The following is a 22,991-nucleotide window of genomic DNA, read 5'->3' as shown; positions in this document are numbered from 1 at the left end:
TCTATCGTAAGAAAATCGTATGCAATTTTCTTACGATACCCATGAAAATAACAATTAAAACTATCTAGTATAAAAAACGACCAGAATGCATCTGGCCGCTTAACAATTATTTTAATTTTAGTTTTTGTCCAACGTAAATAGTATTGTTTGTAAGTTTATTTAAGGATTTTAGTTGGGGGAGCGAAACTTTATTTTTAGATGCGATGCTCCAAAGTGTATCGCCTTTTTTAACAGTATGTGTGGCTGTACTTGTACTAGTATTAGACGATGTGCTACTGGATTTTGAAACGATGAGTTTTTGTCCGATGTGAATGGTATTTGACGAAAGTTTATTCCAAGATTTAAGGTTTGAGACGGTTGTTTTATGGGCTTTCGCAATTTTCCACAGTGTATCACCGGAGGCAACTTTATATGTAGAGGCTGATGTGCTATTGCTTCCGCCAATGTTTGAACTGTTACTTCCGTTAGGTGGTTTTTTTGATAACTAGTTTTTGTCCGATATGAATGGTATCGGTTTTTAAATTATTTAATGATTTTAAATTGGTGACAGAAAGTCCATGACGCGTAGCGATGTTCCACAAGGTGTCCCCTTTTGCTACAGTGTGGTAGGAATTTGACATGGCACTTCCTGAACCGTTTGAAGGGGTATCGTATTGTGTTAAATTATAGGTTTTAATAAGGTTATTTAGTTTCACGGAATAGCTTGTATCTGTTGCATATGTCCCTGTTAAAGCTTGTGTAGCATTAAGGTAGGAGGAAGAATTACTTTTCCATGCTCCTGAATAATAAAGCGGATTCCAAGTAGGGCCATTTCGAATAACGCGCGCATAATCTTGTAAAGATTCATGGTAAGACGGATATTTGCGGAAATAGGCTTTGATGGGAGAATAGTTGCCATTTCCATCGTCTTCAAGGGTTTCTTTTAAGACAGCTTGGCCATTATAGGTACCTTTAATGCCAAATAAATTATGGTTAGGAGAAGAACCAAGAATGCTTGTCCCGGAAGCACTTTCTAAAATAGCTTGTGCAATCATAACGGAACCGTATAAGTCATTTTCGGATGCAATTTTAGTGGCGCTAAGACTAATTTGATTAATAAAATTTTGAACAGAAGAATTGTTTGTCATAGTTGTTTTTTGGAAACTACTAAACGTAGCGCCAGATGAATAGCTAACTTGTGGTTTGGCAGCAACCGTTTCTTTTCCCCCAGAAGTGGCATGCTGGTTTTCCAAAGTTTTCGCAGGCGTTTTCTCATTTTGATGATTGTTTGCAATTTCATCTGCACTCACTACAGCTGAAAAAGCAGGAACTATGGCGGTGCTCGCAATGGCTGTAAAGCTGGCTACTTTCGCTCCAGTTTGCAAAGTGCTCTTCTTTTTATTTAGCTGACCGTTTTTTTTGGCAGCTAAAATCCTCTCTTTTCTCGTTATACCCAAATTTGGTCACTCCTTTTGGCGAAACTTTTAAAAAATGTAATTTATTTATCATTATCCCATTTTTCCCGTTATATTTTCTATTTCAAACAGATTAAATTTTTGAATCTATAGACGAATCGTTGGGTGAAAATGATAACTTGTCTTGAACATCAACGGAAGCTCTGCTATACTTTTGTTAAGTAAGTACTTGCTTTGTATGCGAGGAAGGAGAAAACAAGTGATTACGAAAGAGTCCATTATGGAAGTAACGCTTAAAATGCTTGCGCAAAATGGTATTAAAGGATCAACAACGCGCCAGTTAGCTGAAGCGGCAGGCATTAATGAAGCGACCATTTTTAAAAAAATTTAAAAGCAAAGAAAATTTGATCCATACAACCTTGGAATTTCAATTTGAGATGATGCAAGAAGAAATTGATTGCTTTTTTGAACGTGATTTCGAAGATAGCCATTGCTTTTTAAAAGAAGCTAGCGAATTTATTTTGTCACTTTACGATAAATATCAGGCCTTTATGGTGATTTCGGTCAAAGAAATGGGCAGTAAGGATATGGAATTTATTAACCCAACCATTATTGAATATTTGTACATAAAAGTTGAGGGTAAAATCAAGCAATTTATGGGCGAAAAAGCAAATTCGGCGCAATCTGAAACCATTTCGCTTGTTTTAAATAGCGTAATTTTGCTGACGATGGTGGAGCGGGTCAACGATACCATTTATGCGAGACCACCGAAAATTACGATTAATGCTGATTTATTAACAGATGTTTTAGGAAAACTAATGAAATAGAGGCGAATAAGAAATGAGAACGGTTAACAATGGACCAAAAATCACACAAGAACGTAAGACGGTGACTGCAATGATTGAGTTGTATTGTAAAAAAATCACCATACACAGGGCTTATGTGACGCGTGCCAAGATTTACAAAACTATGCAATGCAACGTTTGGATTTTTGCCGATTTGGCGAAGAAAAGGGCACGTGTGAAAAATGTAGTGTCCATTGTTACCGCGCCGATTATCGTGATAAAATTAAGCGTGTGATGCGTTTTTCCGGACCGAGAATGCTCTTTCATCATCCAGTTTGGGCTATACGCCATGTCATTAAAAATATGCAAAGTTAAAAGGGGCCAAGGTTTAACCTTGGCCCCTTTTTTTATAACATAGCTTTATATAAGGCTAAAATATCTTCTAAGTTTGTATCACGTGGATTTCCACCTGTGCAGACGTCTTTTAATGCATCTTTTGCGATGGCTTCTAAATCAGCTTCTAGAACGCCAAGTTCGGTAATGTTTTGAGGGATGCCAACTTGTTTACCGAGTGATTTCACGGCTTCTACGGCTTTTATGCGAACCTCTTCAAGCGGGAGTGTCGTCGCATTTGGAATGTCCATGACACGGGCAATTTCACGATATTTTTCTCCCGTAAAGTCTTTATTATAATCCATTACAATTGGTAAAAGAGAGGCGCAAGCGACCCCGTGAGGCACGTCATACCAAGCGCTTAGTGGGTGAGCCATGCCATGAACGAGACCGAGTCCAACGTTTGAAAAGCCCATTCCAGCCATATACTGTCCAAGTGCCATTTCTTCCCGCGCAGGCCCGTCGCCGTTTACAGAAGCCGGGAGAGCGCGATAAATAATTTCGATAGCTTTTAAATGGAGCGTATCGGTTAACTCCCACGCGCCTTTTGTGATAAAGCCTTCGATAGCATGAGTTAAAGCATCCATACCAGTGGCTGCACAAAGCGCTTTCGGCATTCCCATCATCATATCACTATCAATAAACGAACAAACAGGAATATCGTTTGGATCTACGCAAACAAATTTGCGGTTATTTTCTTCATCGGTGATAACATAATTAATCGTTACTTCAGCAGCAGTACCGGATGTCGTTGGGACGGCTAAAATCGGCAAGCTCGGATTTTTAGTTCCCGGTTCTCCTTCTAGGCTTAAAATGTCCGCGTGTTCTGGGTTTGTGTAAATGATGCCAAGTGCTTTGGCCGCGTCAATTGGGGAACCTCCCCCGAGCGCCAAAATGTAGTCTGCCCCGGAGGCTTTTAAAGCGGAGACGCCAGCGTTTACGTCAGCGAGACCTGGGTTGGGTTTGATACCATCAAAAAGCGTATAGGGTAGCTCTTTTTCGTCAAGGATATCGGTTATGCGTTTTGCGACGCCAGCATTCACGATACCTTTGTCGGTCACTAAAAAGGCCTTTTGAAATCCGCGTTTTTGGACTTCATCCGCAATTTTAGAGATGGCACCTTTTCCAAAATAGGACGTTTCATTTAAAATCATTCGATTAACCATAAAAATCTCTCCTTTGTTCAAAATATCACATAAATAAATAGGCGAATGGGCCGCGTTTTGCGACCCTAAATTCGCTATGCTAAATAAAATACTTCGTGCAGTTCTTTCGTTACGGGACTGTTGTCCTCATTTGTTTTCATAATGGGCGCCATATAGGCCCACCACTTTTTACAAATGTCAGTGTCTGCAATTTGGTTGTACCGCGACTTTGATTCGACCTCCAGATACGCAAACAAAATATCGGTGTTTTTATCCAAGAAAATGGAGTAATTGCTTGCCCCATGAGCTTTTAATGCGGCTTCTAGCTCTGGCCAAAGTTCGTCATGCCGTTTTTTGTACTCTTCTTGTTGGTCCGGGTATAAATACATAAGTTGTGCGATGCGTTCCATATGGTTTCCTCCTTATAGGTTTAAATAACCTGATTTTGGGGTGACGCCAAAGCGTTCGCCAAGCATCTTTAATTGTTCGTCGGTAATGGTTTGTAAAACTTCGCCTTGTGAGCGGACAATGGTATAAACTTGCGCTGCCTTTTCTGCGGTTTCAATGAGACCAAATGTTTCATCCATCGTTTCACCGGCTCCGTAAATACCGTGATGTGGCCAAACAACGAGTCTTGTTTCCTTCATCTTTTCTGAAGTTGCGATACCAATTTCGTTTGTCCCAGGAATTAGCCAAGGAACAATTCCAACGCCGTCAGGGAAAACAACCAGACATTCTGTGCACATTTGCCAAAGTGTTCTTGTGAATAGGCATTCATCTAAATCATGTGTAAATGTCATGGCTAAAAGGTGAGTCGCGTGACAGTGCATGACAATGCGGTTGTTTGGATTGACAGATAGGCGTGCGATATGACTCATGAAATGCGAAGGGAGTTCGCTTGTCGGCACGGCGCCGTTTTCAAGACCCCACAATAAATCAACGCTTTTTCCGTCAGCCGCCACACGGATAATACCAAGGTTTTCACTAGGCGCTTTTTGTACGTTTTTAAAATACTTTCCAGAACCAGTGACTAAAAAATATTTTCCAATAAGCGCGCTACCATCGAAATCCATTGGAATATTACGAATCGTTTTTGTGACATCTAAAAAAGGCGTAATGTCTTCCTCAGAAAGCAGATAGCTAATATTTCCGCCATTTCGTTCATCCCAGCCGAGACGATATAAATTACTTGTCGTTTCAACCATTTCTAAGATGAATGGCGCGTTTTCAATTTTATTCACTATTTGATTGACCATCTTTAAGGACTCCTATCGTTCTAAAATCGCGTTTCGTTTTAATAACGTATTTTTCTCGTAATCTTGTACCTCATTAAGCCATTCAAGGCCAACTGGTACACCGTTTTGTTCGCAGAAGTAATTCCATACATCGCCGTAAGGGAAATCTTTTAGTTCCTCCGTTATCACCATGCGAGACGTAAAGTCGTTTTGAAGCTCCATTTTTTTCAAATCCTCAGTTGGTTCAAGAAGTGCCTTTAGAAGCGCTTTTTGTGTATTTCTCACGCCAACCACCCAAGCGGCCACGCGGTTAATCGTTGCGTCGAAGAAATCAAGGCCAATATTTGTAATCGGCAATAAATCATTTCGCACAATCTCGCGGCCAATCTCGGTAAGCTCATCGTCCATCAGTACAACGTGATCACTATCCCAGCGCACCGGGCGACTCACGTGAAGCATAACCCCTTTGCTGAATAAAGCTAAGGAAGAAAGTTTGTTTGAGATTACTTCGGTTGGATGGAAGTGCCCCGCATCTAAACAAATTAATTTATCACGCGTTAAACCGTAACCCATATAAAACTCGTGTGAGCCAACTGTGTAGGCTTCAGCGCCTAAACCGAAAAGTTTGCTTTCAACAGATTCTTGCGTATAGTCTTCATTTAATTTTTCTTCAAAAACTTCATCAAGAGCTTCCATCAAACGTTTTCGTGGTGCTAAGCGGTCAATTGGATTATCTTTCATACCGTCTGGAACCCAAAAGTTATTAATACTTGTTTGACCTAATTCACGTCCAAAATATTCCGCAATTTTTCGCGAACGTTTACCGTGTTCAATCCAAAAATCACGCACAGCTGAATCTGGAGAAGCAAGTGTATAGTTATCTTTAAACATCGGATGAGAAAAGAATGTGGGATTAAAATCTAGGCCAAGCCCGTGTTCTTTTGCCCAGTTTACCCAACCTTCAAAATGTTTAGGTTCAATCTCGTCTAAATCGACTTTTTCATCAGTGTCCACGTACATCGCATGTAAATTGACTTTGTGTTTTCCAGGAATTAATGAAAATGCCTTTTCTAAATCTGCCCGAAGTTCGCTTGGTGTCGTGGCAACACCTGGATAATTTCCCGTTGCCATAATACCGCCCGTCAGTTCGCCACCCGGGTTTAAGAACCCTTTCACATCATCACCTTGCCAGCAGTGCATTGAAATTTTAATGTCTTTTAGTTTTTTAAGAGCAGCATCTGTATCCACACCAATTGCCGCATAACGGCTTTTTGCGCTTTCATAACGTTTTTCTACTTCACTCATTTGTTTTCCCTCCTAAAATTAAATCGCTCGTCTCTGGAACATATTTTTTTATATCAAAAGAAGAACGAACGATTTCTCTTGCGTCAGTAATATTTTTTAAGACGCCTTTTGTTATCATTTGGACGCATAAGTTTCCCGTGGCTGTCGCTTCGCTTGGACCAGCATAAACTGTGATGCCCGTAAGATCAGCTGTTAGTTGATTTAAAATCGCGACCTGACTCCCGCCGCCGACAACATATAAGGACGTCGGTTTCGCACCAGTAATTTCGGCTAAAGTTTGAAGTGCATCGCGGTAGCAAACGGCCAAGCTTGAATAGACACAGTTTGTAAGTTCACCAATGGTTTCAGGTACTGGTTGACCATTTTCCTGACAATAATTTTGAATTTCCAAAATCATATTGCGAGGATTGTTGAAGCGTGCGTCATTGACATCAATGATGCTTGTGAAATACGGATAACGATCTGCTTCGTTAGCCATTTCTGCAAATGTCAATTCGTACTCTGTTAGGCGCGCAATTTCTTGCACAATCCATAAGCCCATAATGTTTTTTAAAAAACGGTAAGTACCGTATGCGCCCCATTCATTTGTGTAATTTTCTTGGAAAGCGCGTTCGCTTGTAATCGGTGCCTGAAGTTCCATACCTAAAAGTGACCACGTTCCGCTACTTAAAAAGGCTGGATTTTCTCCCGAAAGAGGTGTGCCAACGACTGCGGATGCCGTATCATGCGTGGCTACGGTGATGACATCACACTGCGGGAGGTCAAATTCCGTATACCACTTCGGAAGTAAATGACCAAGTGGTGTTCCGGCATCTGTTAATTTTGCAAACTTGCACGGGTCGATGTTTAGATGGGCAAGAAGGTCTGTGTCAAATAACTGCTCGCGTAAATTGAGCATTTGCGTCGTGGATGAATTTGTCGTTTCGGCGACCATTTTGCCTGTTAATACATAACCGATATAATCTGGAATTAGTAAAATCTTTTCAGCCTGCTTAATTAAATTTTTATCTTCGGCATACAATTGATAGAGCGTATTGAGTTCCAAAAATTGGATGCCGGTTTTTTTATAAATAAAATCTTTTGGATAGAGGGAGGTCAGTTCGGTGATTTTGTCCTCGGTCCGTTTGTCTCGGTAACTAATTGGATCGGCGAGTTTTGTCCCTTCTTTAGAAATTAAAACGTAATCGACGCCCCATGTATCAATCCCAAGGGTACATTCGGAAATGCCTTCTTGTTTTAATTTCTCTAGACCTGTAAAAATTTCGCGCATCAATTTGTCGATTTCCCAGCGGTCGTGACCGTCTCGGAACGTAAAACCATTTTTAAATCTGTGCACCTCGCGTAAAACGAGTTTTTCTTGCACGATTTCCCCCAAAATAAGTCGTCCGCTCGATGCCCCAATATCCACTGCTACATAGTGTTTCACATCAATCACTTTCCTTTACAAGAGTAGCCTCTACTTCTTTTTTGTTTAAAGCGCCATAACGTTCCTCCGTGATGTCATCAAGTGTCCGCCCGCGAGTATTTGGTGTCCAGATGACGCCAATAAGTAGCGAAATAGCAAGGAGAATAATCATAATAGTTCCTGCTACAGTGAAACCAAGGCTGGTTAGGATAACTGGGAAAATAATCGACCAAATGCCGGCACTTCCACGAACGATAAAGAACATAATGCCTTGAACGCCGCCGCGGTACTGTGTTGGGAATAATTCAGTGGACCAAAGTGCGTAGAAAGCTTGTGCGCCGATACCTGCTGAAATACCCCAAAGAATAACGAATGACCAAAGTCCAACCCAAGACATGCCTACAAAGGTCAGTACAATCCATGAAGCAACGGCCATTGCAGCTCCGACGAAGAATAACCATCTGTGGCTAACGCGGTCACCGAATTTAGCGAATCCAAAGTAAGTTGCTGCTGCTGTTAAAATCCATAAAACGGCTTGAAGTAAGTTGGCTTGTGTATTTGTAAGTCCTCCAACTGTTTCATAAACGAATGGCATGAAAAAGCCCATTGCGCCTGCTACTAAGTTCCAGAACATATAAACGCCAACTAAGAATAAAATAGATTTCATATTAATCATATTTGAAAATGCGTGTTTGAACGGGTGAGATTGTTTTGTGCCCGCTTCTTTTAATTTTGCTTGCTCTGCTTCCCAGTCCTTCGATTCATCTAAACGGCGTTGAAGTGACCAAGCTACAACCGCGACAATAAGAAGTGATAGGAAAAGTAAACGGTTTCCAAAAAGCCCAAGCGGTGAAACTAAAATACCAAGTGTAAAGATAATGGCTGGCCCACATGACCAAGCAAATTGTGAAATCCCAATATTCTTTGCTCTAATTTTCGGATTAGCCATCTCAGAAATATACGTCCATGAAGCAGGGACCCCAGCCCCAACAGACAATCCAGTAACTAAAAATCCAATTAACAACATCGTAAAATTCATGGCAAACATAATAATCGCAACACCAAGAATATAAACAAGCATATTATACGTATAAATAAATTTCCGCCCGTATTTATCTGCTAAATGCCCGCCAATTAATGCACCAAAGGCAGAACCGAATGCATTGGCACTCACAGCACCTAGCAATCCTACAGCAAAACTATCTAATCCAAATTCACTGGCCCATAAAGTTAAGCCACTTGCACCTGCAACAATACAACCTGAGTCTAAGTAATTTGTTAATGATACAGCAATTGTTCCTTTTTTACTTTCTTTTGCAACTGTACTCACAATTAACCCTCCTACGTATTTTTGTTAAGCGCTTACTTATAATATATTCTTGAATGGTTGCGCTTACAATAACGTATGTTTATAATAATAGTATCAAATATACAGGTGGTGAACAGAGTGGATGAGGGGATTAAAGCGCGGATATTCCGCATGAATAGTAGGGAAAAGATTCAAAAAGAAACAGGCGGATTCATCATGGATTATCCAAAAAAATCGTTTTCAAAAAAAGACGGCACTATGAATTTGCTAAATGAATATTTTTTCAGAAATAAAGATATTTATGTCAGTAAGCATAATCGTTTTGCTGATTATCCGTACCATTCCCATCAATTTTTGGAGCTCAATTATATGCTCCGCGGTGAATGTCATCAAACGATTGAAGGAAATCTCGAAGTTTTAAACAAAGGAGAGCTCCTATTACTAGACAGTGGTTGTCATCACTCAATTGGAGCCATGGGCGAGGAGGATATTTTGATTAACATCCTTTTTCGTGATAAAAATATTAACCTAGAGTGGCTAACGGGGATAAAGAAGAAAAACAGTTTAGTGTATGATTTTTTGCTCAACTCAAGCGTTTCAGGCAACCATATGAAAAAATATATTATCTTCAAAAGCGCCAATATCCCGCACATTCAACAAATTTTAGACCAGATTATTACGGAATATTTCCGAGATGAAGAATTTTCGACAAAAATTATCACCCTATACTTGCCGATTTTATTTACAGAACTTGTCCGAAAATGCGACACATACTTGTCAGATGAAGTTCGTAGTCTCTATAGGGAAACGGATAATGTAGCGTTAAACACTCTCCAGCTGATTGAAAAAGAATATCGTGATATGACGCTAACAAAAGCAGCCGATTCATTAGGCTATAATAAAAATTATTTAAGCAATGTGATAAAAAAGAAAACAGGTTCCACTTTCACCGAACTAGTGAATAAACAAAAAATACTTGCCGCCAATTTATTAATCGAAACAACCAATATCCCGATTAACGATATTATTGAACAAGTTGGCTTCCAAAATAAAACCTATTTTTATTCGCTTTATAAAGATAAATACAAGACATTGCCACTTGAGAGGCGTAAAGAAACCAATTAAAAAGACATCTGGGAGGGTGTTTTTTTATTTTGGAAAGCTATTGACAAATAAAATGCAAGCGATTACAATTAAGTTGGTATTAAAAATAGATTAAGCTGTATCTTTTGTGAAAATAAAGGAGGTGCCGGTTTGGAGTTTAAAGATGTATCCCCATCAAGTCAAAGTGAAGAGCAATTGCGCTTTCTCGTCCAGGAGAAGATAGCCGAGGGAGAAACAGATATCCCGTCCGAACGCGCGCTTGAATCAGCTCTTGGAATTAGCCGAACCACACTAAGGCGTTCGCTTGATGTACTTGAAAAGGAAGCCGTTGTGCAAAAAAGAAATCGCAAAGGCATGCAAATTAATGCAAAACAAACCATTAATATTTTGAAAATGAATTCGATGAGCAGTCAACTCCCCGGTAAACAAACCATTTCGGTTGTTTCAAATGAAGTCGTAAACGGGGATGTGGAAGCCAGTTCGTTTTTAAAGCTAGATGCGACACAACCGCTTTTCAAATTAATTCGCCTTAGAGAAGTTTCCGGAAGGCCGTTTTCATTTGAAATATCGTATCTCAACATTCGGCGATTTAAAGGAATTGAAACTATCGATTTTAACAATGAGTCGCTTTATCAGATTCTAGAAGAGCGTTACAATACGAAGCCAACATACGGCCGCGAGGAGCTCCGCTTTAAGCCGGCTTGTGAAGTGCTCGCTAGTTACTTAAAAGTACCGCTTGATACGGCGCTTTTTGAAGTTGTCAGCAAAGCGTTTGAAGAACACGATGAGCCAATTGAATACAGCAAACAGTACCTTATTGGTGATCAAATTAAATATAAAATTAATGCGCAACACATATTTGATTACTTGGAGGATGAGTGAAGATGAGTGCTAAACAGCCACTATTTGAAAAAATCGCAAATGAAATAAAAGATAAAATAGAGCGCGAGGAATATAAAGCCGGAATGCTCATGCCAAATGAAAAAGAATTACAAGAAATCTTTTCAAGCAGCCGCACAACAATACGCAGAGCAGTGGATTTGCTCGTTTCAGAAGGACTTATCTTACGTAAGAATGGCGTGGGCCTTTATGTGCAACCTAAATTAACGGCGCAAAACATTTTAGAAATGACAGGTGTCATGAAAAATAGTACCACCGAAGATTTAAAAAAAGAAATAAAAGATTTTTATATTCGTAAAGCGGGAAAATTCTATGCCAGCATGCTCCAAATAAAAGAAAATGAACTGATTTATTACATTAAATTTGTTCAAAAAAGCAAGCTTTCGATGACGCTTGACGTACTGATTTTACCACTGCGTTTATATCCTGATTTACAAGTTAAAGATGTCCAAATTATCAATACGATTGAACTTGTCAATTCAGGTAAATATAAATTGTTTGAGCTTCAGCAGGAACTTCAACTGATTTTAGCAGGTAATGAGCAAATAAAACATATGCACATGCAGGAAGGCGCCCCAGTTTTTAAATTGAGCAGTGTTTTTTTTGCAGAAAGAAAGACACCTATTGCTATTCAAAATCGTTATGAAGATGCCAAGTCAACCAAATATGTAGTCGACTTTAACTAAGGAGGAATTAAAAATGATTCAATTTTTAAGAGTGGATCACCGCCTACTTCATGGACAAGTAGCGGTATCCTGGTTCAACGCATTAGATGTAAACACAATATTGGTCGCAAGTGATAGTGTCGCAGCAGATGATTTTCGAAAATCTGCCATTCGTCTGGCTAAACCCGAAGCTGCGAAGTTAGTCATGAAAAGTATCGAGGAGAGTATTAAGGCGATTAATTCGGGCGTTACGGATAAGTATCAAATGCTTATTGTAGTGGAATCCGTTGACGACGCTTACAAACTAATTGACGGCACAAACGGCAAAATTCCAATGTTAAATTTAGGCGGCACAAAACAGCGAGAAGGCACAACTAATTTTTCAAAAGCAGTCAATCTCACAGATAATGAAGTGCATCAATTGAATGATTTGAAAAAACGGAATATTGACATTTTTATCCAACAAGTGCCAAATGAAAAGAAAGTTCCTTTTGAGGCATAAAACTTAGAAAGAAGGGCTGAATTATGGAAAATATTGTGACAGCGATTTTGCTAGCGTTAGTAGCCATGCTTGCAAATGGAGAGTACTTATTTGGCTCATCCATGTTATCGAGACCGCTTGTAACTTGTACACTGGCGGGTCTTATTATGGGCGATGTTCAAATGGGAATTATTATGGGAGCCACTTTAGAATTAGCATTTGTCGGATCGTTTTCGATTGGCGCCTCTATACCGCCAGAAATTATTTCAGGCAGTATTTTAGGAACTGCTTTTGCAATCGCTACAGGAGAAAGTACAGCCGTAGCGCTAGCGCTTGGAATTCCAATTGCCTCCCTTGTCTTAGTTGTTAAAAACCTGTGTTTTATTTTCGTTTTACCTTATTTTGTGCATAAAGCGGATAAGTACGCCTTGGAGGGAAATTCAAGCGGGATAAGTCGCATGCAGCTTCTAGGTGGTTTTCTATCCATTAATTTACCGATTGGCATTATTGTAGCCGTTTCGTACCTAGTTGGTAGTCCAGTTATTAAAACCGTCCTCGATGCCATCCCGCAATTTATTATCAGCGGCCTTGGCATTGCAACAGGCTTACTTCCAGCGTATGGTTTTGCGTTATTACTTAAACTCATGATTAATAAAAAGAATGCAGTATTCTTTGTTTTTGGTTTTGCCTTAGCCGTGTATTTAAAAGTACCTGTAACAGGAGTAGCTATCTTTGGTGCATGCCTTGCTTTAATTCTAACAGGCTATGCCACACTAAAACAGGATGGTCCGCCAAAAAATAATGGAACAAAACCGGCACTTGCGGATGAAGGAGGGATTAATTATGAAGATGAAGAATTCTGATGTACTAACGAAAAAAGATTTGATGAAAGTGTTTTGGCGCTCATTTACGATGGAATGGTCTTGGAACTACGAGCGTCAATCGAATCTAGGTTACGGCTTTTCGATGCTACCCGCATTAAATAAGATTTTTAAAAAAGATAAGGAAAAGAAAATAGCTTCTTACCAAAGACATTTAGAGTTTTATAACGTAACGCCGTGGCTTTCCACGTTTCCACTTGGTATTTCCATTGCGATGGAGGAACAAGCGGCTAAGGAGGAAAATTTTGATACGGATTCGATTAATAATATTAAAGTGGTTTTAATGGGCCCGTTAAGCGGTATCGGCGATTCGTTTTTCTGGGGGACATTGCGCGTTATCGCAACCGGTATTGGAACATCGCTTGCGATGCAAGGAAATATTTTAGGCCCCATTTTATTCCTCCTTATTTTCAATATTCCCGCTATTCTGACGCGTTATTACGGTTTGTTTATAGGCTATAATATCGGTGCGAATTTTATTGAGAAAATCCAAAAAACGGGTCTAATGGATAAATTATCATACGGCGCTTCAATTATAGGTTTAGGCGTTGTAGGGGCAATGGTAGCCACCATGGTGAATATCAATATGCCATTTAAATTTGGTTCTGGAAAAGAAGCCGTTAGCATTCAAAGCATTTTTGATGGTATTGTCCCTGGAATTTTAGCTTTAGGTTTTACATTCTTTATCTTTTGGTTAGATAAAAAAGGACTTAAAGCACATTGGATACTCCTTTTAATTGCCGGAATCGGTATTTTAGGCGCCTTTACAGGATTATTAAAATAAAGCAGGTGAAAACATGAAAAATATGGAAGATTACATTCATAAAGAACCGAGTATATATAAAAATCTTTTGGAAAATCGCAAACAAATTTTAGAACCGATGATCAAATGGGCACACAGCGAATATCGCGCAGTCGTTATTTTTGCGACAGGATCGAGTTCAAACGCGGCTTTTAGCGCCCAGCTTTATATGAGCGCCAAACTAGGCATTCCCGTTTATATCGAAGAACCGTCCCTTTCTGGAAATTATATGCTTCATTTGGATAAAAATACGTTATATATTGCGATTTCGCAGGGCGGCCATAGTTATTCGACGATTCATCTTGTAAAAGAAATTGAAAAACAAGGTGGCACAATTTTTACCATCACGAGCGATTTAGCGAGTCCCATTGCAAAAGAAGCGAAACTTGTTATTGGAATGGGCATGGAAGTAGAAGAAATGCCTTATGTAACAGCCGGTTATAGTGCAACCATTCTCATTTTAAATCTATTAGCCCTTGAACTTGCCTTAGCTGAAGGGAAAATAACACCTGAACAATATGAATTTGATGTAAGTGAAATGAAAAAAATTGCAACTGAACTACCCAACATTATTGAAAAGTCCACAAAATGGGTGGCGGCACATACAAAAGAATGGATGAGTGCAACGCGGATTTTCTTTATCGGTTACGGAAGCACCTACGGGGTCGCACGTGAGGGAGAAACAAAAGTGACAGAAACCATTCGTATAACAGCTTTTGGTAAGGAACTAGAAGAATATATGCACGGTCCGTATATTGGCTTAGATACTTCGGATAATATTATTTTCTTAGAACCAGAAGGTCAACTTATGAATCGGGCGGATAAATTAAAAGAGTTTCTACGCGGGCATGTGCCGCATGTTCAAACGATATACGCTGATCAAGGTAAAGCAAGTCCAAATGATTTAGCACTTCATATTCAAACGGATGAATTATTGGCGTCGCTATATATGACAATCCCAATACATTTATTAGCGTTTAGGATTTCGCAGGAAAAAGGTATTGATTTAGAAAAATCGGCGTTTCCAGAATTCGATAAAATCACGGCGTCGAAAATTTAAATTAGGAAGGCAGGAGTAGTCATGCTGAAATTTGACGAAGGAAAAGTATTAAAAAATATGGAAGGGGCGTTAAAATTACGTCCGCAAATTAATGAGGTTATTGATGATGTCTTTAGCCGAGGCTTTAGTAACGTATGCTGGTTAGGTATTGGAGGTACTTACGCTTCTGCTATGCAAGCGGTTGTGCATATGAAAGAGCGGACCGAACTTGAGACGTTTTATGAAAATGCGGCGGTTTTTTTAACGACAGGAAATAAGCGCGTGACAAAAGATACCTTTGTCGTTATTTCATCTGTAACAGGGAGCACGGAAGAGGTTGTTCAAGCTGTCAAAAAATGTAAGGAAATTGGCGCTAAAGTGCTTGGCTTTATTGATAAGGCGGACACTGAACTAGCCTCCCTTGTAGACTACTTGATTTCTTATCCGCTTAATGAACAGCTTAAATTTTTCATGGTGGGGGACCGCTTTATGTATTTGGCGGGCGAGTTTGCAGAATACGACGAATTTTATAGTGAGATGGATCAACATTTTGCTAAAGGAATTGTAGAAGTTGAAAAAGCGGCGGATGAATTTGGAAAGGAATTTGCGAAGAAGCACCATGAAGATGCTATTCATTATTTTGTAGGTGCCGGAAATCAGTGGGGCGCAACGTATTCCTACGCCATGTGTTACTGGGAAGAGCAGCACTGGATTAAAACAAAATCCATTGAGGCGCATGAATTTTTCCACGGAATGTTTGAAATTGTTGAGCGTGATACACCTGTTACGATTTATGTAACAGAAGATACACAGCGCGCGCTTAGCGAACGAGTCGCTCGTTTTATCCCTCAAATTTGTGGAAACTATACGATTATAGATGCTAAAGATTATGACGTGCCAGGTATTTCGGAAAAATTTAGAGGAACACTTTCACCGTTTATCTTGCATGCGGTTAATAACCGAATTGATGTCCACGTGGAACAGATAAATCGCCATCCGATGGAAATTAGACGCTACTATCGTCAATTAGACTATTAAAAAGGCGGTTTTTAAAATGACAGCAATTTTAGTTTGTACGCATGGACATGCGGCGAAGGAATTAATTCGCTCGGCAGAAATGATTTGTGGGGTGCAAAAAAATACCAGTTTTGTTTCGTTTGAAGAGGGAATGACGGTCGAAAGTTTGCAACATAAAATAGTGAAGGAAGTCCAGACTTTAAACCTAGAAAAAGGAATTTTGTTTCTTACGGATTTAAAAGGAGGAACCCCTTTTAACGTACTCGTTGTCCTTCTGGAAAATTATAAGCAGTCGGAACTTGTTGCGGGAGTAAACATCCCCCTGCTTCTGGAAGCGTTTATCCAGCGCGATAGCCAAAAGATAGATAAGCTCGCAGATCAGTCCGCAATAGCCGCGGTGCAGGGTATTTACAGATATACCATGCCAACCCAACAAATTGAAGACGATTTTTAGAGGTTAGGACTCGCTCCTAGCCTCTTTTGTCAAACTTTGCCCCATTTTTTCGAGTAAAACGCTCATTTCATTTTGTTCATCCGCAGTTAAATTTTCTGTGATAGCTTTGTTCAATTCGCTAAAGAAAAACTGGATTTTGCGGGCACTATCTTCCCCTTTGTCTGTCAGAAAAAGACGTTTTTGACGTTCGTTGTCAGCAGGGATTTCACGACGGATAAGCCCTTTTGTTTCTAAACTTTTTAAAATATTGGTGACCGTAGCGTCTTGCGTCCCTAAAAAAGTCGAAAGCCCTTTTTGGATTGTACCCGGATGCGCAAAAATATAATTTAAACTGCGTGCTTGCTTTGAATTAAGCGAAAGTCCTCTTAGTTTCCGCAAAACATATTGCTGCTGGAGCATATTTAATTGGTGGATTTGTTCAGATAAACCATCTTCATTAAAATTCATATGATATCCCTCTTTCAAGCTATAGTAGCTCAATTGTTCTTCATTAAATAGTTTAATTCACAACATTTTAATTGACAAGTTTTTAGATGTAAAGTATCCTATTGTTGTAATTACAACTATTTAAAATAAAAGTAAATGAAGGTGTTCAAATGTCACTAACAAACGAACAAATTACCGCAACAATACAGGAGCTAAATGCCAATTTGGTAAAATCAGGTCTTACAAAAGAACAAATTGCACAGGATTTAAAGACAAACATTGAAAAAATAAACCGAATTTTATCACTTAGTCAGCATTCGCTTGAGGATCCGTGGATTTTAAAAGAGTATCTAGACGAAAAAATCAAAGAACAAGGCGATGTCCCCATCCCATTTTCAGCTCTATCAGGAGACTATCACAAACATTGGTTTTTAAATTCCAAAAAAATTGACAAAAAACAATTGAGTAAAGGAAAGTTTTGAGGCTTATTGTACAATGTAAAGATACCCAAATTCAAATAAAAGGGAATTTGGGTATCTTTATTCATAAAATTATCTTTTAACTTTTGAGTAATAAGTTTTCACAGGTCCTTTGCTGAAATTAGTCTTGCTATTCGAAAATTCATCTATCACTTTATAATAAATATAATTCTTATCAGTCTTTTTATAGATACTTTGTCTCATGTACTTATAATTTTTTAAACTGTCTAAGAAAAGACCTGCAATGGCACTTGCCACTGTATTTCCTTTTGTTACTTTGTCTAAGCCTGCAGACATTAAAATTTGATAGGCAGAATTTGTAGCTTTCAAAGAAATAGTTTTTCTAGTTGAGAGTGTATAAGTTGAGCCACCACCACCTACAGTTTGATTGCTTCTTAACAAAGGCCTTTGAGAAGTTGTGAATCCATCTTGAACAAGTGAATCATCTAGTACACCATAATCAAAACTGGCAATTATCTCGATGTCATTTGTTTTTTCGCTAGGTTCTTCAGCGAAGGCAGAGATTGTCGGTGCAAAGACGGCAGATACTAGAGCTAGAACAAACAATAACTTAGTAAAGCTTAAATTTTTTCTTCTCATAAAAACATCTCCCTTTTGTTTTGTGAATCACAGAGCATGAGTAAATATTATATTATCTCTGAGTTCACTATATAGTATACTATTTTTCATCAGAATAATTTTATGATTATATCTACTAGTATAAAACATCAAGAAAGGAAGTTTTGGAATGGGAAAAAGAATAAAAAAGACAGGTGAAACTTTGCAAGAAATAAGATGGAATTTACAGCTTAAAGTTTCTGAATTTTATGAATCCGTTATTTCTAGCCAATATGCTTACCGTTGCGAAAGAGGTAGTCAAGCATTAGGAAGAAGTAGGCTAGAGTTAATCTTAAAAAGATGGTCAATTTTGGAGGATGAATTTCTATTTATTAAAAATAATTATGAGAAAGCAGATTTAGAAAAAGTAATTGATAATTTTATGAATATTTATAGCATACAAGATGTCAATAAGATAGAGAGTTTGATACTTGATTTACAATCTAAGTCAGGACATAATTACGAATTTTTCCAGTTGCTATATAAGCTATTGAAAAGCTATATCAATTTTAATGTTTCTCGTGATTTAAGTTTATTAAAACATGAGCTTAGACCAATATGGGTTAGGCTAGCAAAACGAGAACGTTGGACATATTGTGAATTAGTATTGATAAGTAATATGCTCTGTATCTTTGAAGCGTCAGAACTAAAAACTATGATAAAGAGGTTGAGTAAAGAGTTTAGTCGATATAAAGAATTTAAAAATGGAAATAGGTTAGAACTAAAGATGTGGTGGAATTACTGTACAGTCCTACGTTTAAGCAATAGAGTAATAGAGACTAAATATTTTTTAGAAAAAATTATTCAAATAGCAGTTTGCTTGGGTGATGCGTTGATGATCTGTGAAGCACAATTTAGGCTGGCGGAAATTAGGTGGATGGAAAACTCTAACGAAGATAAACAATTGCATAATAAGGTTAAGGAAATTTTAATAACTCTTAATATGGTTGGGCACAATAAAATTGCGAAAAAAATTTGCTAATGAATGGAAAAGAGTAACAAACTATTTTATAAAAATAAATATATAAAGAAATAGCGTCCAAGTGTTTAATTGAATACTTGGACGCTATTTTTTGATAAATCTTATTTAGTACGATAAAGCTCAACGATTTCTTTTGCTAAATCTTTAAAAGTGATAGCGTTCATTAAGTGGTCTTGAGCGTGAACAAGAAGTAAAGATACTTCTGTTTTTTCACCACGAGCTTCACCTTGGATTAAAGCAGTTTGAGAATGATGAGCTTCTAGTAAAGCTTCTTCAGCAAGTTTAATTTGCTCGTCGGCTTTATCAAAATCTCCCTTTTTAGCGGCATCAATTGCGAGCATCGCATCGCTCTTGGCGTTACCGCCAAAAACGATTAAGCCCATAATAGTTTGTTCTAGATTTTCAGAATTCATGTTTAACACGTCCTTAAAAGTGTAGCGTTCAGGTTGATTTTATTTTGTTTCAGCTGCTTCTGCTGCTTTTTCACGTTTAAGCTCTTGAACTTGAGCCATTTTAGCGAATGGAAGGTAGATAACAACAGCAACGGCTAAGTTGACTGCGGCTAAAATACCACCTGCTAAGCTTTGAGTTGCGAGAGCACCACCGATAATTGGTGGTGTTGTCCAAGGCGTAATAACGGTTGTCGCCGGAACCAGTCCGATTACTGTAGCGAAGTAAGCGATTGTTACAAGAATCATTGGTGTTAGGATGTAAGGAATAAAGAAGATTGGGTTTAGTACAATCGGTAAACCAAACATCATTGGCTCATTAATCATGAATACACCTGGTGCAGCAGATAATTTAGATACTGTCATATAGGCTTTATGTTTACGAGCAACTAAGAAAATAGCAATGATTAGACCTAAAGTAGCACCAGTACCACCTAAGTTTACGAAAGAATCGAAGAAAGGTTTTGTAACGATGAAAGGTAGGTCTTTACCTGCTTTAAGCGCATCTGCATTTACTTGAATTGCAGGGGCATTAATTGTTTGCATAAATGGATCGATGATGTTTGCACCATGCAAACCAAAGAACCATAAGAATGAAGAAATAAATGCTAATAGTAAAGCAACTGGTAGTGAGTTTGCAAGACCCATGAAAGGTTCTTGAACTAGTTTGTAGAACTCACCAACTAAATCAGCAACGCCTGCAGCTTGGAAGAAAGCTGTAATTAAGGCGAAAATTGAAACCGTAATCATTGAAGGGAATAAAGCAGCGAATGAACGAGCAACTGCTGGTGGAACCCCTTCAGGCATTTTAATGATAAGTTTTGGATTGCCACTTAAACGAGTGAAAATTTCAGTTGAAATTAAAGAAATAATAAGTGCTAAGAATAAACCAGCGGATCCAAGACCAGCAACACTTCCTGCACCGTCAGTAACTGTTACGAATCCAGCACCGATAGCGAAGAAAGAAGCAACAGATACTACACCAGAAGATAAAGCATCTTTGTCATAAGATTTAGCAAGGTTATAGGCAACTGTAAAGGCAATAAGTAGACCTAAAATAGCGAAAGTGCCGGCCCAAATGTTACCACCGAAGGCTTGCCATTTTCCTTCCCCAAAAATGTTATTCATCATCGGGATGTAACCTGGGATTGGTAAGTTGTTAATTAATACGGCGAACGAACCGAGAATCATTAGTGGCATAGTAGCGATGAAACCATCACGTACAGCGACTAAATGACGTTGTGCACCGATTTTAGCTGCGTATGGAATAAAGTGTTTCTCCATAAATGCAATAAAACCATTCATTTAAAAAATCTCCTTTTTTGTGGTTCCTTGCTAAAAGAACCATTAATTTATAGTAAGGGTCTCCCCTTGGCTAACAAACATTATTTCATTAAATCTTTTGCTTGATCTAAAACTTTATCGCCCTTCATCATTCCGTAATCAACGCTATTGATAACGCCTAGTGGAATACCTTTTGGCTCTAATTTTTTCTTCATGTTTCCTTCTAAGAAACGAACTTGTGGCCCAAGTAATAGTACGTCAATTTCATCTAAATGTTTATCTGCTTCTGCTTCCGCTACGGCAAAGATTTTTGCTTCCATACCTTCAGCCTCAGCTGCTTTTTCCATTTTAGTTACAAGTAAGCTAGTAGACATACCAGCGGAACACACCAACATAATTGTTTTCATTGTAAACCCTCCTAAAGGTTAGTTCTTATAGTTATTATATATGCAACTTCCGTGCCAACTTTTTGAAAGGATGAAACCGCTATATAATAACGTTTTCATTCCGTGGAAATGTGTACACAATGTGTGTGATGTGTGTAATTTTTACACAGTAAACCTCCTTTACAAAATCTTTATACCCTAATTAAAAGCTTTAACACCGTCTTTATACAGATATTGATAGGATTAGGTTAGAAAAAGGAGTTGAGAGAAATGAGTGTGGTCATTAGCATTCTAGGGATTCTAGCCCTTATTTTGATGGCATATTTATTTTACGTTTTATTTCGAGGTGAAAACTTATGAGTCTAGTCTTATTAAAAAACATCCTGTTTATTATTGTCTTAATTGGCTTAGCCATTCCACTTGGGCGGTATATGTATGCAGTGATGAAAGGCAGCCGTACGTTTTTATCGCGCGTTTTACAACCCGTAGAAACATGGATATACAAAGGAATGGGTGAAAATAGTACGGCAAGTATGTCACCAAAAAAATATATGCATTATCCGTATTGATTTTTAGTGCGGTAGGCTTTATTTTTGTCATGCTCATTTTAATGCTGCAAGGAGTTCTGCCACTCAATCCAGAACATATAAAAGGGATGTCAATTGGGCTTTCTTTTAATACGGCAGCAAGTTTTATATCCAATACGAATTGGCAGGCTTATGCGGGGGAAACTCAATTGTCATATTTTTCGCAAATGGTTGGCTTGACTGTACAGAATTTCGTATCAGCAGCAACTGGTATTGCGGTTTTATTTGCTTTAATTCGCGGTTTTATTTTAAAAAAGGAACATACTATAGGAAACTTTTGGCAAGATTTAACGCGTATTACACTTTATGTGTTACTGCCGATGTCACTCATTCTTGCTCTGATTTTAGTATCAGGCGGCGTAGTGCAAAATTTTTCGGGTGCAAGTGTTCAAACGACGCTTCAAAGCGGGGTGAGTCAAATCATTCCGATGGGGCCGGCAGCGAGTCAAATCGCGATTAAGCAGCTGGGGACTAATGGTGGTGGTTTTTTTGGAACGAATTCGGCGTTTCCATTTGAAAACCCCACGGCTTTTACAAACTTTTTTGAAATGGTGGCCATTTTAATTATCCCGGCAGCACTTGTTTTTATGTTTGGGTATGCCGTTAAAGACAGGGGGCAAGGAAAAACCCTATTTTTAACCATGATGATTGTCTTTGTAGTGGCCTTGTTTGGCATTACGGCAGCAGAGTATCAAACGGTTCCGCACTATGCGGGGGTGGACGTTAGCGCTGGGAATATGGAAGGAAAAGAAGCGCGTTTTGGTGTGGCGGATTCTTCGCTCTTTGCGACTTCGACAACGGCTGCTTCAAATGGCTCGGTAAACGCGATGCATGATAGTTTAACGCCGCTTGGAGGATTTGTTCCTTTGTTTTTAATGCAGCTAGGCGAGGTAATTTTTGGCGGCGTGGGAAGCGGTCTTTACGGGATGATTGCGTTTGTGATTTTGACGGTGTTTATTGCGGGGCTCATGGTTGGGCGTACGCCGGAATATTTAGGCAAAAAAATTGAACCTTATGATATGAAGATGGTGTGTTTGATTATTTTAGGACCACCGCTTATGACGCTTTTTGGAACCATGTTCGCTAGTATGATGCCAAATGTGATGGATTATCTTACAAATCGCGGAGCGCACGGCTTTTCAGAAGTTTTATACGCCTTTACATCAATGGGAAATAATAACGGAAGTGCCTTTGCTGGGTTTAAAGCGGATACGAGCTTCACGAATTTTGTTGGGGGCACAATCATGCTGATTGTACGCTTTGTTCCCCTTGTCGCAACTTTATTTTTGGCGTCTAATTTGGCGAAGAAAAAACCTGTTGCAGCGAGCAGTGGCACGTTAAAAACGGATACAGGTTTATTTATAGGCCTTTTAATCGGCGTTATTTTCCTAGTCGGCGCACTAAGTTTCTTGCCAAGTTTAGCGCTTGGACCAATTGCCGACTTTTTCACTAACAAATAGGGGTGA

Annotated in this window: 24 protein-coding genes and 3 pseudogenes; 15 read left to right on the top strand and 12 right to left on the bottom strand. The window is 38.8% G+C overall.

Features of this window, described 5'->3' with window-relative positions; translation table 11 throughout:
- Nucleotides 1-106: 106 nt before the first annotated feature.
- A pseudogene (locus LFLEISCH_RS03235) lies at nucleotides 107-1,436 on the bottom strand (LysM peptidoglycan-binding domain-containing protein).
- 217 nt (nucleotides 1,437-1,653) lie between these two features.
- On the opposite strand from LFLEISCH_RS03235, the pseudogene LFLEISCH_RS03230 reads away from it, so the two are divergent.
- Nucleotides 1,654-2,221, top strand: a pseudogene (locus tag LFLEISCH_RS03230) (TetR/AcrR family transcriptional regulator).
- Between the two features lie 147 nt (nucleotides 2,222-2,368).
- Nucleotides 2,369-2,554: a nitrous oxide-stimulated promoter family protein gene (locus tag LFLEISCH_RS16340; RefSeq protein WP_309251636.1), complete on the top strand. Its 186-nt coding sequence runs from the start codon at nucleotides 2,369-2,371 to the stop codon at nucleotides 2,552-2,554.
- Nucleotides 2,555-2,586: 32 nt separating this feature from the next.
- On the opposite strand, the gene fucO is transcribed toward LFLEISCH_RS16340, so the two are convergent.
- From fucO to LFLEISCH_RS03195, 6 genes are all read right to left on the bottom strand, one after another.
- Nucleotides 2,587-3,738, bottom strand: coding sequence for a lactaldehyde reductase (fucO, locus tag LFLEISCH_RS03220; RefSeq protein WP_007472906.1), 1,152 nt, complete (start codon nucleotides 3,736-3,738; stop codon nucleotides 2,587-2,589).
- 74 nt (nucleotides 3,739-3,812) lie between these two features.
- Nucleotides 3,813-4,127 (bottom strand): L-rhamnose mutarotase, encoded by a 315-nt coding sequence (gene rhaM / locus LFLEISCH_RS03215; protein ID WP_007472905.1) that lies wholly within the window; start codon nucleotides 4,125-4,127, stop codon nucleotides 3,813-3,815.
- 12 nt (nucleotides 4,128-4,139) lie between these two features.
- On the bottom strand, nucleotides 4,140-4,973 hold the full coding sequence (rhaD, locus tag LFLEISCH_RS03210) for a rhamnulose-1-phosphate aldolase (protein WP_007472903.1): 834 nt from the start codon (nucleotides 4,971-4,973) through the stop codon (nucleotides 4,140-4,142).
- 12 nt (nucleotides 4,974-4,985) lie between these two features.
- A complete protein-coding gene (gene rhaA, locus LFLEISCH_RS03205; protein WP_007472902.1) occupies nucleotides 4,986-6,257 on the bottom strand; it encodes an L-rhamnose isomerase in 1,272 nt (423 codons plus the stop codon).
- Nucleotides 6,250-7,683: a rhamnulokinase gene (gene rhaB / locus LFLEISCH_RS03200; protein WP_040504746.1), complete on the bottom strand. Its 1,434-nt coding sequence runs from the start codon at nucleotides 7,681-7,683 to the stop codon at nucleotides 6,250-6,252. The genes rhaA and rhaB overlap by 8 nt, the downstream gene beginning before the upstream one ends.
- A 1-nt stretch (nucleotide 7,684) precedes the next feature.
- Nucleotides 7,685-8,992 (bottom strand): MFS transporter, encoded by a 1,308-nt coding sequence (locus LFLEISCH_RS03195; protein WP_007472898.1) that lies wholly within the window; start codon nucleotides 8,990-8,992, stop codon nucleotides 7,685-7,687.
- Nucleotides 8,993-9,142: 150 nt separating this feature from the next.
- Between LFLEISCH_RS03195 and LFLEISCH_RS03190 the strand changes: the two genes are divergently transcribed.
- The 9 genes from LFLEISCH_RS03190 to LFLEISCH_RS03150 all read left to right on the top strand — a co-directional run bounded on the left by LFLEISCH_RS03190 (nucleotide 9,143) and on the right by LFLEISCH_RS03150 (nucleotide 16,314).
- On the top strand, nucleotides 9,143-10,096 hold the full coding sequence (locus LFLEISCH_RS03190) for an AraC family transcriptional regulator (RefSeq protein ID WP_223196441.1): 954 nt from the start codon (nucleotides 9,143-9,145) through the stop codon (nucleotides 10,094-10,096).
- A 129-nt stretch (nucleotides 10,097-10,225) separates the two neighbouring features.
- Complete coding sequence (locus LFLEISCH_RS03185) at nucleotides 10,226-10,957, top strand: GntR family transcriptional regulator (RefSeq protein WP_007472894.1); 732 nt, start codon at nucleotides 10,226-10,228, stop codon at nucleotides 10,955-10,957.
- A 2-nt stretch (nucleotides 10,958-10,959) separates the two neighbouring features.
- Nucleotides 10,960-11,661, top strand: a complete 702-nt coding sequence (locus tag LFLEISCH_RS03180; protein ID WP_007472891.1) for a GntR family transcriptional regulator — start codon at nucleotides 10,960-10,962, stop codon at nucleotides 11,659-11,661.
- A 13-nt stretch (nucleotides 11,662-11,674) separates the two neighbouring features.
- The gene (locus LFLEISCH_RS03175; RefSeq protein ID WP_007472889.1) at nucleotides 11,675-12,142 is read left to right on the top strand and encodes a PTS sugar transporter subunit IIB; all 468 of its coding nucleotides are present in this window, start codon (nucleotides 11,675-11,677) and stop codon (nucleotides 12,140-12,142) included.
- A gap of 23 nt (nucleotides 12,143-12,165) precedes the next feature.
- Complete coding sequence (locus LFLEISCH_RS03170) at nucleotides 12,166-12,984, top strand: PTS mannose/fructose/sorbose/N-acetylgalactosamine transporter subunit IIC (RefSeq protein ID WP_007472888.1); 819 nt, start codon at nucleotides 12,166-12,168, stop codon at nucleotides 12,982-12,984.
- Nucleotides 12,965-13,786: a PTS system mannose/fructose/sorbose family transporter subunit IID gene (locus LFLEISCH_RS03165; protein ID WP_007472887.1), complete on the top strand. Its 822-nt coding sequence runs from the start codon at nucleotides 12,965-12,967 to the stop codon at nucleotides 13,784-13,786. The genes LFLEISCH_RS03170 and LFLEISCH_RS03165 overlap by 20 nt, the downstream gene beginning before the upstream one ends.
- A 13-nt stretch (nucleotides 13,787-13,799) precedes the next feature.
- Nucleotides 13,800-14,864: an SIS domain-containing protein gene (locus LFLEISCH_RS03160; protein WP_007472886.1), complete on the top strand. Its 1,065-nt coding sequence runs from the start codon at nucleotides 13,800-13,802 to the stop codon at nucleotides 14,862-14,864.
- A 21-nt stretch (nucleotides 14,865-14,885) separates the two neighbouring features.
- A complete protein-coding gene (locus LFLEISCH_RS03155; protein WP_007472885.1) occupies nucleotides 14,886-15,881 on the top strand; it encodes an SIS domain-containing protein in 996 nt (331 codons plus the stop codon).
- Between the two features lie 16 nt (nucleotides 15,882-15,897).
- Entirely contained in the window at nucleotides 15,898-16,314 is a 417-nt protein-coding gene (locus LFLEISCH_RS03150; protein WP_007472884.1) for a PTS sugar transporter subunit IIA, read from the top strand.
- A gap of 3 nt (nucleotides 16,315-16,317) precedes the next feature.
- Here the strand turns inward: LFLEISCH_RS03150 and LFLEISCH_RS03145 are convergent, their stop codons facing one another.
- The gene (locus LFLEISCH_RS03145; RefSeq protein WP_007472883.1) at nucleotides 16,318-16,761 is read right to left on the bottom strand and encodes a MarR family winged helix-turn-helix transcriptional regulator; all 444 of its coding nucleotides are present in this window, start codon (nucleotides 16,759-16,761) and stop codon (nucleotides 16,318-16,320) included.
- 149 nt (nucleotides 16,762-16,910) lie between these two features.
- Between LFLEISCH_RS03145 and LFLEISCH_RS03140 the strand changes: the two genes are divergently transcribed.
- Nucleotides 16,911-17,222, top strand: coding sequence for a DUF2316 family protein (locus LFLEISCH_RS03140; RefSeq protein ID WP_007472881.1), 312 nt, complete (start codon nucleotides 16,911-16,913; stop codon nucleotides 17,220-17,222).
- Between the two features lie 69 nt (nucleotides 17,223-17,291).
- On the opposite strand, the gene LFLEISCH_RS03135 is transcribed toward LFLEISCH_RS03140, so the two are convergent.
- A complete protein-coding gene (locus LFLEISCH_RS03135) occupies nucleotides 17,292-17,819 on the bottom strand; it encodes a hypothetical protein (RefSeq protein ID WP_007472871.1) in 528 nt (175 codons plus the stop codon).
- A 148-nt stretch (nucleotides 17,820-17,967) separates the two neighbouring features.
- On the opposite strand from LFLEISCH_RS03135, the gene LFLEISCH_RS03130 reads away from it, so the two are divergent.
- Nucleotides 17,968-18,819 (top strand): Rgg family transcriptional regulator, encoded by an 852-nt coding sequence (locus LFLEISCH_RS03130; protein WP_007472870.1) that lies wholly within the window; start codon nucleotides 17,968-17,970, stop codon nucleotides 18,817-18,819.
- 101 nt (nucleotides 18,820-18,920) lie between these two features.
- Here LFLEISCH_RS03130 and LFLEISCH_RS03125 read toward each other — a convergent pair whose 3' ends face one another.
- From LFLEISCH_RS03125 to LFLEISCH_RS03115, 3 genes are all read right to left on the bottom strand, one after another.
- The gene (locus tag LFLEISCH_RS03125; RefSeq protein ID WP_007472869.1) at nucleotides 18,921-19,232 is read right to left on the bottom strand and encodes a PTS sugar transporter subunit IIA; all 312 of its coding nucleotides are present in this window, start codon (nucleotides 19,230-19,232) and stop codon (nucleotides 18,921-18,923) included.
- A gap of 39 nt (nucleotides 19,233-19,271) precedes the next feature.
- The gene (locus tag LFLEISCH_RS03120) at nucleotides 19,272-20,573 is read right to left on the bottom strand and encodes a PTS sugar transporter subunit IIC (protein ID WP_007472868.1); all 1,302 of its coding nucleotides are present in this window, start codon (nucleotides 20,571-20,573) and stop codon (nucleotides 19,272-19,274) included.
- Nucleotides 20,574-20,653: 80 nt separating this feature from the next.
- On the bottom strand, nucleotides 20,654-20,959 hold the full coding sequence (locus tag LFLEISCH_RS03115; protein ID WP_007472867.1) for a PTS sugar transporter subunit IIB: 306 nt from the start codon (nucleotides 20,957-20,959) through the stop codon (nucleotides 20,654-20,656).
- 249 nt (nucleotides 20,960-21,208) lie between these two features.
- On the opposite strand from LFLEISCH_RS03115, the gene LFLEISCH_RS16460 reads away from it, so the two are divergent.
- Both LFLEISCH_RS16460 and kdpA read left to right on the top strand, forming a co-directional pair.
- Nucleotides 21,209-21,298, top strand: coding sequence for a potassium-transporting ATPase subunit F (locus LFLEISCH_RS16460; protein ID WP_036063820.1), 90 nt, complete (start codon nucleotides 21,209-21,211; stop codon nucleotides 21,296-21,298).
- A pseudogene (gene kdpA, locus LFLEISCH_RS03100) lies at nucleotides 21,295-22,985 on the top strand (potassium-transporting ATPase subunit KdpA). The gene LFLEISCH_RS16460 and the pseudogene kdpA overlap by 4 nt, the downstream one beginning before the upstream one ends.
- Nucleotides 22,986-22,991 lie beyond the last annotated feature (6 nt).

This window comes from Listeria fleischmannii subsp. fleischmannii LU2006-1, assembly GCF_000344175.1.
Classification (GTDB): Bacteria; Bacillota; Bacilli; order Lactobacillales; family Listeriaceae; genus Listeria; species Listeria fleischmannii.
This window is presented reverse-complemented; position numbering and strand designations above follow the sequence as displayed.